At 44.9% G+C, this 13,645-nt stretch carries 10 protein-coding genes; 7 read left to right on the forward strand and 3 right to left on the reverse strand.

The genetic code is table 11. The annotated features are described in order from the left end of the window. Positions 1 to 76: 76 nt before the first annotated feature. Positions 77 to 1,258 (reverse strand): DUF58 domain-containing protein, encoded by a 1,182-nt coding sequence (locus PY364_RS11425; protein WP_275522638.1) that lies wholly within the window; start codon positions 1,256 to 1,258, stop codon positions 77 to 79. 135 nt (positions 1,259 to 1,393) lie between these two features. Here PY364_RS11425 and PY364_RS11430 point away from each other — a divergent pair, with 135 nt between their 5' ends. From PY364_RS11430 to PY364_RS11440, 3 genes are all read left to right on the forward strand, one after another. After that, positions 1,394 to 2,644: a PilT/PilU family type 4a pilus ATPase gene (locus PY364_RS11430; protein ID WP_275522640.1), complete on the forward strand. Its 1,251-nt coding sequence runs from the start codon at positions 1,394 to 1,396 to the stop codon at positions 2,642 to 2,644. Between the two features lie 436 nt (positions 2,645 to 3,080). Continuing rightward, entirely contained in the window at positions 3,081 to 3,758 is a 678-nt protein-coding gene (locus tag PY364_RS11435; RefSeq protein WP_275522641.1) for an ATP-dependent Zn protease, read from the forward strand. Between the two features lie 285 nt (positions 3,759 to 4,043). Beyond that, positions 4,044 to 5,501, forward strand: a complete 1,458-nt coding sequence (locus PY364_RS11440) for an MFS transporter (protein WP_275522642.1) — start codon at positions 4,044 to 4,046, stop codon at positions 5,499 to 5,501. Here PY364_RS11440 and PY364_RS11445 read toward each other — a convergent pair. Together PY364_RS11445 and PY364_RS11450 are read right to left on the reverse strand one after the other, a co-directional pair. Continuing rightward, on the reverse strand, positions 5,460 to 5,669 hold the full coding sequence (locus tag PY364_RS11445) for a hypothetical protein (protein WP_275522644.1): 210 nt from the start codon (positions 5,667 to 5,669) through the stop codon (positions 5,460 to 5,462). The two genes, PY364_RS11440 and PY364_RS11445, sit on opposite strands and share 42 nt — an antisense overlap. Positions 5,670 to 5,687: 18 nt before the next feature. Beyond that, on the reverse strand, positions 5,688 to 7,751 hold the full coding sequence (locus PY364_RS11450; RefSeq protein WP_275522645.1) for a S8 family serine peptidase: 2,064 nt from the start codon (positions 7,749 to 7,751) through the stop codon (positions 5,688 to 5,690). Between the two features lie 236 nt (positions 7,752 to 7,987). Between PY364_RS11450 and PY364_RS11455 the strand changes: the two genes are divergently transcribed. The 4 genes from PY364_RS11455 (at position 7,988) to PY364_RS11470 (ending at position 13,587) form a co-directional block, all read left to right on the forward strand. Beyond that, positions 7,988 to 10,480 carry a S8 family serine peptidase gene (locus tag PY364_RS11455; protein WP_275522646.1) on the forward strand — a complete coding sequence of 831 codons (2,493 nt, stop codon included), beginning with the start codon at positions 7,988 to 7,990 and terminating at the stop codon, positions 10,478 to 10,480. A 310-nt stretch (positions 10,481 to 10,790) separates the two neighbouring features. Beyond that, complete coding sequence (locus PY364_RS11460; RefSeq protein ID WP_275522647.1) at positions 10,791 to 11,675, forward strand: ion channel; 885 nt, start codon at positions 10,791 to 10,793, stop codon at positions 11,673 to 11,675. 255 nt (positions 11,676 to 11,930) lie between these two features. Beyond that, entirely contained in the window at positions 11,931 to 13,139 is a 1,209-nt protein-coding gene (locus PY364_RS11465; protein WP_275522648.1) for a sulfite exporter TauE/SafE family protein, read from the forward strand. Further along, positions 13,114 to 13,587, forward strand: a complete 474-nt coding sequence (locus PY364_RS11470) for a hypothetical protein (RefSeq protein ID WP_275522649.1) — start codon at positions 13,114 to 13,116, stop codon at positions 13,585 to 13,587. Before PY364_RS11465 ends, PY364_RS11470 begins: the two co-directional genes overlap by 26 nt. Positions 13,588 to 13,645: the final 58 nt, after the last annotated feature.

The following is a 13,645-nucleotide window of genomic DNA, read 5'->3' on the forward strand; positions in this document are numbered from 1 at the left end:
ACCGCCCAGAGGGCGGCGTTACGTAAGTAGTGTGTCTCTATTCCCTTCTTTCCCTCCTTTCCCTAGCCCCTAGCCCCTAGCCCCTAACCCGACTCAGAACCCTCTGAAGCTGAAGTTCCAAAGGTTCATCCCGGCGAATCTCCAAACCTGGAAAATCCTGTTTTCCTAGGATTTTTTCTTCGCCCAAAACCTCCTCTGGCGACCATAGCACCCACCGACTACCAGGGGGAAGACTGCTCAAACTCCCCGGATTTTGACTCAACCAAACTAAAGGAGCTCTCGGTAAACCAAACGCTGCATCTTCACTCGCATTAACAGCCGCCAAAGCTTCCAAAACTCCTCTACTACTACTAACTTCCCCCGTTCCCGCCGTCCACAGCTTGACGTTGAGTTGACGCTTGCTAGCATAGAAATACAGGGATGCAGCCGCAATGACTGCTTGTTCAAAATCTGAATGTTGCCAAGCAGCGGCGCTGTCGAGGCTAATAATAATTTCTTGGCTACCCGTAGAAACTTCTAATTCCCGCACTCTGAACTCTCCGTAACGTGCACTGGTTCGCCAGTGAATCAAACGGGTCGGGTCTCCATGTCGGTAGGGTCTCAGTGTGCGGGTGATACCCTCTGTAGCCATTTGCGATCGCTTACTCTCGTAAAATTGCGGACTTTCTTGTTGACCCATCCGATCCACCAGAGGACAGGTGGTCAAGGGCAAAACTGTAGGATAGACAATTGCCGTAGCTTTCGCACTCCGGCTACGGCGACACCAAAACAATCCCAAAGGCGCGGCTGTCCTCAGTTCTACTTCATTCCACCGATAGACACCCCGCTGCTGTGTAGGATGATAGTATGTGTCTAAGTAAATACCCTGAGAAGGTATGACTTCAATGGCACGGGGTGCGGGTTGTCCCAGTACAAAAGGCAGGACATCTACGACTTGCAACAGGGTTTTGGGTTGGTCGGTTGTATTTTCGATTTCTAATTCGATCGTTAGTTGGTCGCCGACGCTGACTGGCCCAATTGGTCGGCGGCGGACTTGCAGGGTTGTCAGCGATCGCACAGGCAATACAGCAGCCATCCCCAGCATTGCCAAAGTTACACCGCTGATGACATATAGCCATCCAGCCATCGTATTTGAGGCAGCTCCAAAAAAGAATAAGGCTAGAGAGCCTAGCAGCCAACCCGCGTAGGCAGGGGCAACCCAGTGAGTTTCTAGCCAGTAGGCAATTTTATGACCGGTTCTGATAACAGGGGTATTCATTTCTAAGCGCTAATTGCTAATTGGGGATTGCTAATAGTTAATTGTAAATTCTTCTGAATCGTTAGCCGTTAATTAGTCTTTAGTAATTAGCCAATTTTTAGCAGTTAATGCTGTTTTACAGCAGGAGACAAAGAAATGAACCAATTAAGTAATGCTACGCCCGTTCGAGCTGAAGGTTATGGCCGCAGGGCACACCTACCACCTCCTCCGCCACCTCCGATGCCATCTGGGGTACAGGCTGCTCGTCATCATGAAGATTTGCCAGATACAAGTGTTGAGCAAATGGTGAAAGCTGCTCATGCTAGCAAAGCTTCTGACATTCACATTCGAGTCGGTCAAGTTCCCCGATTTCGGATTCGCGGCGAGATGGTAGTACCTGAAAATCAGGTAATTACCACGCCAGAAATTTTTGAACATTATTTGGCAGAAATTCTTACATCCTCCCAACGCAGACAGTTTGCAGATGCTAAGGAGTTAGATACGGCGATTTTTTACCCCGGTTTGGTGCGATGTCGGGTGAATTGTTTTGATTCTTTAAGTGGCGGTGCAATTGTATTGCGTCTAATCAATTTGAAGATCCCTTCAATTGATGAGTTGAGCTTGCCGCCAGTTCTGAAAAATATTATTTGCCGCAAGCAAGGATTAATCTTAATTACAGGGCCGACGGGTTCGGGTAAATCTACGACCTTGGCGGCGATGATCGACCATCTTAATGTGACAGAATCGAAGCACGTAGTTACAATTGAAGACCCGATTGAATACATTCACCCTTCTAAAAAGTGCTTAATTAGTCAGCGGGAAGTTGGTTTACACACCCATGAGTTTGAACAGGCTTTGCGGGCAGTTTTGCGGGAAGATCCCGATGTAATCTTGATTGGAGAAATGCGCGATCGCGTTACTATTAATACAGCTTTGCAAGCCGCTCAAACTGGTCACTTAGTGCTAGGTACTCTCCACACTCGCAGTGCGATTAATTCTGTGAATCGGCTATTAAACCTTTACCCACCTGATGAACAGGAGGCGATGCGAATTCAGGTTTGTGACTCGTTAGTGGCGGTAGTTGCTCAACTATTGTTGCCAACGGTGGATAATCGCCGGGTGGCAGTTCACGACATTTTAGTGAATACGCCTGCTATGCACGATTATCTGATGAAAGGTGATGATGAAAGTGCTTTTAGATTGATGGAAACTGACACTTACGAGGGGATGCAAATTATCAATCAGGTGCTCTATGCGTTGGTGCTTGAAGGAAGAATTACAATTGAGGAAGCAGAAAAAGCTTCGCCGGAAGCAAGCGATTTAGATCGGCGCTTGCGGACGGGAGGTTATGATGCAGGTTCGGCTCGCGAGTTTAAAGGTAGAGACAAGCCTCAATCTTACAGGTGATCGTTAACTGTTAACTGTTAACTGTTAACTGTTAACTGTTAACTGTTAACTGTTAACTGTTAATTGTTTTGATCTGAGTTTCTCGCATAAGTGATACCAAATCCGGGTTTGATATCCCCTTTATCATTCGGCGATTGAAATCGCTACTACACAAACAAAGTCCGCCTGCGCGGACTAAAGAATAAAGGGGGTATTTAAGCCGAATTTGGTATCATATCAATCCGGTTTATTACCCGTTCGATCTTATAGTCCGCGTAGGCGGACTTTGTTTGTATAGCTGCGATTTCTAATCGCTAGGACTGATATAGTTTTCAACGCCAATTTTGTATAAGAATCCTTTGCCTATTGCTGGTAAAATAGACAAGGTAGGATTGTACCAGAATTGTACCAAATTTGTACCAGATTTATCTGTAACTTGTGAGCCGACAGTAGTAAAATGAGACAAACTTCCCTGAATGCGATCGCGATCGCTATTTTCGCGGTGACAATTTCCACTTTGCTAGGCCCTGCTTTAAATTTGCCGCAAGCAGTACCCGCGATCGCCACTTTTTGCCTGTTAGGACTAGCGGCATTCGATACTTTCCAATTGCAAGGTCAAGGTACTGCTATTTTATCAGATTTGTTGGCGGGAAATTCTGATGAGAGGGGTATTCGCATCCTTCGCCACGAAGCCGGACATTTCCTAGTTGCTTATTTATTGGAAATTCCCGTTAGCGGCTACGCACTCAACGCTTGGGAAGCTTTTAAACAAGGTCAAACAGCACAAGGTGGGGTTAGATTTGAAGACCAAGAATTAGCTACAAAAATGCAAAAAGGTACATTTTCCGTTCAACTTTTAGATCGATACTTTACCGTTTGGATGGCCGGAATTGCTGCTGAAAATTTAGTTTATGGCAATGCTGAGGGAGGAGCAGAAGATCGCGATAAAATTAGACTAATTTTATCACAGTTGCGCCGTCCTGCGTCTGAATTTAAGCAAAAAGAAAATCGGGCATTATTGCAAGCTCGCAATCTTATAGAAAATCATAAATTAGCTTATGAAGCTCTAGTTGAAGCTATGAAAAAGCGAGAAGCTGTTGCTGAATGTTATCGGGTGATACAGCAAAACTTGTAAATATACTGAATTCAGTAAATCTTACCTATAACTGAATTATAGATCGCATCTTTTACCATTGTTAAAAGCTTGTAAGGAAAGAGTTGCTAACACCTTTAAACAGTCAAGTCAAGACTAAAAAAACTGTACTCGCACCACAGCCATTGAGCTTTTTATTGACAAAAATGTAAAATTAATATATCATCAATTGGCAAATTGAAATCCAGAAATTAATATTAGGGTGAATCGCAAGCTATACTCCTACTACGCAGGCTCCACCTGCTTAACAAATCCTTGCTAAATTTTATGAGCAATACCCACTTTCCTCTCAGTCCGATCGGCAATCTAGAACCTAAAAAACTCAGTTTTGCTACCAAATTAGCTTATGGTGCTGGCGATCTCGGCCCCGCCATCACCGCGAACATTCTGGTATTTTTCCTGCTGTTTTTCTTTACAAACGTCGCTGGTTTGCCGGCGGGGTTAGCAAGCAACATTCTCCTAATTGGCAAGGTTTGGGATGCCGTTAATGACCCAATTGTAGGCGTATTAAGCGATCGCACAAATCACCCTTGGGGCCGCCGCTATCCTTGGATGATATTCGGTGCAATTCCCTTCGGAATATTCTTCTTCTTACAATGGATTGTCCCCAGCACTAATCACACAATTCTGTTTTGGTACTATGTGGTCATTGCCATTCTTTTTAACACTGCTTATACTGCCGTTAACCTCCCCTACACTGCCCTTACCCCAGAATTAACTAAAGACTACAACGAACGCACTAGCCTTAACAGTTTCCGTTTTGCCTTCTCTATTGGCGGCAGCATCCTCTCATTAATCTTAGCACAAGTTATCTTTGCAACAGTTAAAAATGATCCGATTAAACAATACATGATTTTGGGTGCAGTCTGTACAATCATCTCAGTATTGCCGATATTCTGGTGCGTTTTAGGAACCCGCAATCACGTCAAATCTCAACAAGAAAGCCAAGAAGAAGTCGATAGATCCGCCTCATTGTCACTAGCAGAACAGTTGCGAATTGCATTTAGCAACCGGCCGTTTTTGTATGTAATTGGGATTTATCTATGTTCCTGGTTAGCAGTGCAGTTGACCGCTTCCATTCTGCCTTACTTTGTGGTCAATTGGATGCAAATGCCAGACCACGTTTTTACCCAAGCTGCGATCGCAGTTCAAGGTACTGCTTTAGCCATGCTATTTGTCTGGAGTGAAGTCAGTCGGCGATATGGTAAAAAAGCAGTTTATTTTATGGGAATGAGTTTGTGGATTATCGCACAAGCCGGACTCTTTTTCTTGCAACCTGGACAAGTTTGGCAAATGTACGTACTCGCAATTATGGCAGGTGTAGGAGTTTCTACGGCCTATTTAGTACCTTGGTCAATGATACCAGATGTGATTGAACTCGACGAACTGCAAACTGGAGAACGGCGAGAAGGTGTTTTTTATTCATTTATGGTGTTGTTGCAAAAAATCGGATTAGCGGTGGGTTTGTGGTTAGTAGGACAAGCTTTAGAAGTAGCAGGATTTATAGCGACTGTTCCGGGACAACCAGCGCCAGTACAACCTGCTTCTGCGCTTTTTGCTATTCGCGTATCTATTGGGCCTTTGCCAACTATTGCCTTAATTGGTGGCTTAGTTTTAGCTTATTTCTATCCGATTACAAAAGAGGTTCATGCAGAAATATTATTGAAGCTTAAAGAACGACAGTCAGGAATTAGTGAGGGTCAAACTCTGGGAACAGAAGATTAGCAATGCCTGTGGCAAGTGAAGCATCCCGATTTTGTAAGGGCGAAGCATTCGCCCCGATATCCTATTAATTATAGCGGTTCCTGCTGTATAGGAACCGCCAAGGCGGTTAGGACATTCTCGATCGCCCAAACCTTTTCTATTATTGCATTTTCCTCCTGCCTCCTGCATAAGAGCCTCCTGCCTTTTTTACACAATTATGCCAGAGCGAGTTGCAGTTTCTACAACAATTTTCTCAATCTCTTTAGGAGTCAAATTAGGATTAGCTTGACGGATCAAAGCCACAACACCAGCAACATGAGGAGCCGCCATAGAAGTACCGAAAAAGTAACGGTAAGGAATACCGGGCAAAGATAATGGTACTGTTGAATAAACATCTCCCACATCCGAGCGTCCCCCATCTCCTCCCGGCGCAATCACATAATCGATCGCGACAACCCCAGCACGGTTAGAGAATTCAGAAAATTGTACATCCCGCGTTATTGAACCCACAGCAATACCTACCTCATCGGCCAAACGAGCAGGAAGATTCGGCCGGCCATTACTACTATTTCCAGCCGCAGAAACTACGACTACACCCTTTGATTCAGCATAACGAATGGCATCCAGCCTTTCAGCTTCCATGTCATTTCCGCCAAAACTAAGATTGATTACATCTGCTCCATTATCGACAGCATAGCGAATGCCAGCAATGCCATTACTTACTTTTCCTACACCATCTTTATCTACGGTTCTCACAGGCATAATCTTCACCGTCGGAGCTACCCCAGTGATTCCAACTCCGTCTTTTTTCGCAGCAATAATTCCTGCTACGTGAGTACCGTGACTATTTTCATCCATCGGGTTATTATCACTGTTCACAAAATCCCAACCTCGGAAATCGTCAACAAAGCCATTACCATCATCATCAAGGCCGTTGGTAGCTTTTTCAACACCATTAGCATCAAGGCCAAATTCCCCTGAATTAGTCCAAATATTCCCAGTTAAGTCAGGATGATCGTAGTCAACGCCGCTATCAACAACAGCTACTACAATGCCATCTCCAGTTAAACCCTGAGCCCAAACTTCGGGTGCATTTACTAAATCTCGTCCCCATTCATCTCCTCCCAAATTGGGGACATCGGGAAAAGGTGCTTTGCCAATGCTTTGAGCAACAGCGGCGGCTGCATTAATCAAACCATAGCCGAAAGTAGTATCGTAACCTGCGATCGCGCTGCTACCTGGTGGCGGGGGAGGACTAGGGATTGCAGATAAACTCATAGTGTAATTTGTCTGCGCTTCCTCAAATCGAAAAACTCGCACGAAGTAAGTCCCTGGTAACAAATCGTTGAGATTAATTTCCTCTGAATTTGCATCGGAGTTTTCAGAGACTTGAACAATATCCGGTGGTTCAACGGCGTTATTGTTATTAATATCCTTAATTAGGGCTACATCAAGATCGGCACTTAAACCGCTGACGTTTAACTTTAAGTCACTGGTGACAGAGAGTGTAAAACGGTAGAAATCGTCTGGTTTAGCATCGCCAACAAAACCGCTAAGGGTGGGATTATCGCTAAGGGAACCAAGATTAGTTGCGCTTCCGAGTTCATCTCCCAATTTAGTATCTGCGGCCACGAAACGCCCGTTGAGGTAATCGGGAGATACGTCTGCAACCCAGCCTAAAACGGCTCCAGAATCGCGAATCCGAATTAAAGTATCATTACTGCCGGGATTGAGGGAAGCTGATTCTAATGTGATGTCAGCGACAGTTAAGCCACCAGTTAAGCCGATTAAGTTTTTCCAGAAAAAATGTTTGAAGTCAGTGATGATATCGGCAGATTCGGGGTTTGGTGCGGCGGTTTCTGTTGTGAGGACAAATAAATCCGATCCTTCGCCGCCTTTTAATATGTCTTTACCTTTGTCGCCAACGAGTACATCGTCGCCTTCAAAACCGATGAGTAAGTCGTCGCCTTGGCCTCCTCGGAGGATATCTTTACCACTGTTACCGGCGAGAATATCATCACCTTGACTGCCGATGAGGAAGTTGTCACCGCTACCACTATTTAGGGTATCAGCACCGCCGCCTCCAATCAGGCGATCGTTATTGTCGCCGCCGTCGATCATTTCGCTATCGGAGGAACCGAGGATGAAATCGTTACCACCGAGGGCAAATAGTCCTTTTGGGTAAGGGGTTAAAAAGCCTGGAGTGAGAGTTAAGCTGTTAGGCGATTCGTCTAATAAATAAGCAAGGTTATCTGTACTTGGGCCGGCCATGAAGATATTCTCCTAACTGAGTTTTTTGTGTGAAATGCCCTGATTATTTGAAGCGAAAAGTCTCAAAATTGATTCTGAAAAATTGAATTTTTTGGGAAAAAATTTGTTTGTAACGCCGCCCTCTGGGCGGCGTTACGTACTAAGTGCGATCGCAGTTTGTTTTTAACCCAACCTCTACACCATTAGCGGTTAAGGTATAACAAAGTTATTGTGATGCGATCGCTAACTAAGTTTCTATGATTAATGCCCACACTCCGTACTTGAACCCTGACGAGCAGCCCTGGCTGATTTCCCAGTTTAACCAATTATCCAACACAACTGCTAGCCAAAGAGAGTTCTATCAGGGATTATCCTCCGATCTGGCCGCTACTCAAGTCACGGATGTTATGTCCAACAGCTTAGATTCATTGTTGCTTGGGGACGATAGCACTCGGCCTTTGTCTGCTGCGGGGTTTTCAAGTGCGATCGCAAAAGCAGACCAAAACAGTGACCCCCTAACAGGAGAAAACCTAAAATCTATTGCTTCTGTGAGCCCTAACAGTGCAGGTAGTGTTGAAAATCAAGCTAACAAGTCGATGTATGCTGACTTCGCTCGCGTGTTGCAGGGTGTGGATGGTACGGGGATTACAATTGGGGTAATTTCTGATAGCTATGATATTAATCGAAGCGATGCAAAAAATGCCATAGATGATATCAACTCCGGCGATCTTCCCGGCCCTACCAACCCCTTTGGTCGCACTACTCCAGTACAAGTTTTAGCGGAAACTGTTGGGACAGGAGTTGATGAAGGTCGAGCATTAATGCAACTAATTCATGATATCGCTCCTGGTGCAAAGTTACTATTTCACACAGCCAGTGATGCTACTGGTAAATCTTTTACAGATCGCTCCGTTGGTAATGCCATCCGTTCCCTTGCCGCTGCTGGTGCTAACATTATTATAGACAATGTTAATGGGTTTGAATCGCCTTTTTTCCAAGATGGAGATGCCGCCCAGGCAGTCAATGAAGTTACCAGCAAGGGAGTTACTTATTTCACTTCTACTGGCAACAATGACCGCAATGGTTATCAAAGCGCTTTTGTCAACTCAGGAATTGTTTTTAATCCCGGTCAATTGCCAGTTTCTGTTGTACCAGAAAATAACATTTCTACCCTTGGTGGTAACATTCCGGTGCAAACTTTTAAAGGTGGCGTAGCTCACGATTTTGACCCCGGCCCAGGCATTGATTTTTTACAAGGTTTTACTCTCGATCCTGGCAAAAGAATTGCTTTTACCTTACAGTGGGATGAACCTTTTTATGTGGGAGGAGAAGTAGCGACAACGGCAACAGATTTAGATGTTTATATCTTGAATGCCGATGGTACGGCTGTAGTGGGTGGTAGTGCGATCGATAATACCAAAGTATCTGCCAATACAGGCAAAGCTAGCGGGCCAATTGAGTTTGTTTCCTTTGCTAATTTGGGGAAAGAAACTAGCAAATTTAATATTGTCATTGTCCGAGCCAGTGGCCCAGATCCGCAGCAAATTAGGTATGTTTTTAATGCACCTGTAGGCTTGCCAACTAATCTCGAATTCCCGACTAATAGCTCAACCCTATATGGACATAAAAATGCAGTCGGTGCGATTGCAGTGGGGGCGACTAATTATCAAGATACTCCGGCATTTAATGAATTAATTGGTGGCCCAACTTTAGAACGCTTTTCGAGCGTTGGCGGCATCCCAATTTTGTTTGATACAAATGGTAAAAGATTAGAGCAAGCTAAAGTCCGGCTTAAACCAGATATCGTCGCTCCTGATGGAGTAAATACTACATTTTACGGACTATCAGATCCCAAGGGAAATGGCCCTTTTGAGGCCGATGGATTACCGAACTTCTTCGGTACTTCAGCGGCGGCTCCGAATGCGGCAGCGGTAGCTGCTTTAATGCTACAAGTGGCACCTTGGGCAACTCCTAATGATGTGGCAATAGCGATGAGAGTCACTGCTTTGGATATGAACGATCCGGGGATAACTGCGGCCGATCCAGGGTTCGATTTTGCCAGTGGTTATGGTTTTTTAAATGCCGATCGGGCGATGGGAATGCTAGCTTTATTTGATGAGAGTTTCTATTTGGCTCAATATCCACAGGTAGCGGCGGCTGTTGCTAATAAAACTTTCCGTAATGGGTTTGAACATTTTGCTCTATTTGGGCAATATGAAGGGCTTAATCCTAGTGCTAAATTTGACAATCAACTCTATTTAGCTCTCAATCCTGATGTGGCAGAACAAGTTGCTAATGGCATTTTTCGTAGTGGTTTCGATCACTTTATTAAAAGAGGAGAATTTCAAGGAAGAGATCCCAGAAATTTGTATAATGAGAGTTATTATCTCGAACAAAATCCCGGTGTGGCTACATTTTTGAACGAAAAGAAGTTCCGCAGCGGCTACGAACATTTTATTTTGTTTGGGCAATTTGAGGGGAGAAAAGGAAGTCCGTTTTTTGATGAAAAGTTTTATTTAGAGCAGAATCCAAAAGTAGCAGAAGCTGTAGCTAGCGGGTTATTTAGTAGTGGTTATGAACATTTTACAAAGGTAGGGCAATTTGAAGGTAGATCGCCTAGTCCATTAGTAAATGAAGTTAATTATCTTCGGGATAATCCTGATGTAGCAGCGGCAGTTAAGGCTGGAGTTTACAAAAGTGGAATTGAACACTTTGTTTTGTTTGGTCAACGGGAAAATCGAATTAAGTAATTGGTAATTGGTAATTGGTGATTGGTAATTGGTAATTGGTGATTGGTGATTGGTACGCGAAGTAGTTTCAAAGTCTTGCGATTGCTTCGGGCTTGCTTCGTTCCTCAGATTGCTTCGGGCTTGCTTCGTACCCTCAGATTGCTTCGGGCTTGCTTCGCTTGGCTCGCAACTGCGCTTCGCTTGGCTCGCAACTGCGCTTCGCTTGACGCGCTTCGCTTGGCTCGCAACTGCGCTTCGCTTGACGCGCTGCGCTTGGCTCGCAATGACAACTAACAACTAACAACTAACAACTAACAACTAACAAATCTCAATGAAAAAACATCGCCACCAGCAAACGCGCTTAGTAGGTAAAAATGGAGAATTCAATTTGAATATTGTGCGAATGGGTGCATCTCCCTTGCGTTTTGGCGACCTCTATCACTGGCTGCAAACCCTTTCTTGGCCAGGATTTTTTGGTCTAATTGCTTTAGTTTATGTACTCAGCAACGCTTTATTTGCCTTAGTCTATTTAGCGGGAGGGGATTGCATTGCTAATGCTCAACCGGGTTCTTTCAAAGATGCTTTTTTCTTTAGCGTTCAAACAATGGCTACTATTGGTTATGGGGCGATGTATCCGCGCACTAGCTATGCTAATATTGTCGTTGCTGTTGAAGCGCTTTTTGGTTTGCTAGGAGTGGCTATGGTGACAGGTTTAGCTTTTACTAGGTTTTCCAAACCTACGGCTAGAGTTTTATTCAGCCGTATTGCTGTTATTGCTCCTCAAAATGGTGTGCTAACTCTAATGTACCGCACGGCAAATCAACGTTATAACCAAATTTTAGAAGCTCAGCAGCGACTCACTCTAGTTCGCGATGAAGTTAATGCTGAGGGACAATTTATGCGGCGTTTCTACGAGTTAAATTTAGTTCGCAGCCGTTCGCCTATCTTTGCATTAACTTGGACTATTATGCACGAAATTGATGAGAATAGTCCTCTCTATGGATTGACAGCAGAGGATTTTTTTAGGGAGGAAATTGAGATTGTGGCGACTATGACTGGACTTGATGAGACTGTTTCTCAAACTATTCACGCTCGTCATTCTTATGTAGCTGGAGAAATTCTCTGGAATGTGCGGTTTGTTGATATTTTATCGAAATCATCGGATGGTAAAAGATTTGTAGATTATAGTCGTTTCCATGATGTCATATCTTTATAATTATTCAAAATAATGGATGATATTTTGGGGAGAAAAAGACAATGGATAAAGTGAATTTAGACAGAATGAAGTACAAAAACGATTTCTGTAGAGGCTGTGTCCCCTTGCCAGCCCTGATTTCTGATTTTTTCCTAAGTCCTAGAAGTTTTACGTCTTGTCTTTTGACAAAAATCAACTCTTCACTTAGATATTAGTAATGCTGCACAAAATCAGTTAGCATCGATTTAATTTATATGGCATTTTGAGGATAACAAGATGCTAGACCTATTGTTAATTACCACCTTGGGATTTCTGGGCAGTTTTGGTCACTGCGCGGGGATGTGCGGCCCACTGGCGATCGCGTTTTCCCTCTCCCAAACCACCGCCAACCAAAAAAGCGCTGCGCTGCGGTTTCATTTGCTGCTAAATTTAGGCCGGATTGTGGCCTATGCGATCGCAGGTAGCGCTATTGGGGGACTGGGTTCGGTGTTAATCGCTAGCGGACAAATGGCCGGTACCGGTAGCGGATTGCGCCGCGCGATCGCGATTCTCACGGGTTTAATGCTGATTTGGTTCGGATTGCTGCAAATTAAACCCAACTTGCTACCGCGTCTGCCGATGCTGCATCCGCTGTCGCATCAACGCATACAAGAGGCAATGATGAGGGTTTCCGCGCACAAAAGCTGGTGGATGCCAGCAGCTTTGGGATTGCTTTGGGGTTTAATTCCCTGCGGTTTTCTGTATGTGGCGCAAATTAAGGCGGCTGAAACTGGTAGCGTGGTTTTGGGTGCGGCGACGATGCTAGCGTTTGGACTGGGAACTCTGCCAACTATGCTAGGGGTGGGGATTTTTGCTGGTAGACTGAGTGCTTCAAGGCGCAGTCAACTGTTTCAGATGGGAGGTTGGGTAACGATCGCGATCGGCATTTTAACCCTGTTGCGAACCGATGAAATGGTGGATTTCACCGCTCACGGATCGCTGCTATGTCTGATGTTAGCACTGATCGCACGTCCTGTCAGCAAGTTGTGGCCGCAACCGCTGCGCTACCGCCGCGCCTTGGGTGTGGCAGCGTTTGTACTGGCAATTGCTCATAGTTTACACGCGATCGATCACGCGCTGAAATGGAATTTTGAGGCTGTATCTTTTATGTTGCCATTGCACCAGTTAGGTATGGCTGCGGGGGTGACGGCGTTGCTGTTGATGACTCCTGCGGCGCTTACAAGTTGCGATCGCGCCCAAAATTACCTCGGCCAGCGGTGGCGGCAAATTCACCTGCTAAGCGTGCCCGCTTTTCTGCTGTGTGCGGTTCATGCGATCGCGATCGGTTCCCACTATCTCGGCGGCTTTGAATGGACAGCGCAAAATAAGCTATTGACGGGATTTTTAGGCGCGATCGCACTCTCCATTTTGTTAGTTAGATCGCACCTATTTTGGGTACTTTTATCCTTAGAGAGGTTCTATGTTTCCCCTATCAAACAAAAGTAAAAGTTTAGGCTTGCTAGTTTTTTTCGGATTATTAGTAAATGTAGCAATATCAACTGTATTTACATTTAAGTCTAATTTTGCTTTAGCGCACGAAGTGGAAGTTTCCGGCGATGTCGCAGCTACCTTTCACCTCGAACCAAATCATAATCCCCGCGCCGGAGAACAGTCTCGCGTATGGTTTGCCCTCACTCGTAAAGGCGGTCAAATTATCCCCTTAGAACAATGCAATTGCCAGTTAGCCGTCTACAATCATCCCCATAAAGAAGGCGATAAACCATTGATGCAGCCACCCTTAGAAGCCATATCTGCCGAACAATACAAAGGCATTCCCGGAGCTAAGATTGTATTCCCTAAAGCCGGAATTTACGAACTAGAACTCAGTGGCAAAGCCAAAGCTGGAGCTAATTTTAAACCCTTTGAATTGAGTTACGAAGTTACAGTGCGATAATTAGAATAAGACTTTTGCCAAACCATTCGTAACGCCGCCCTCTGGGCGGTAAAGATAC

This window comes from Kamptonema sp. UHCC 0994 (assembly GCF_029167235.1).
Classification (GTDB): Bacteria; Cyanobacteriota; Cyanobacteriia; order Cyanobacteriales; family Microcoleaceae; genus Kamptonema.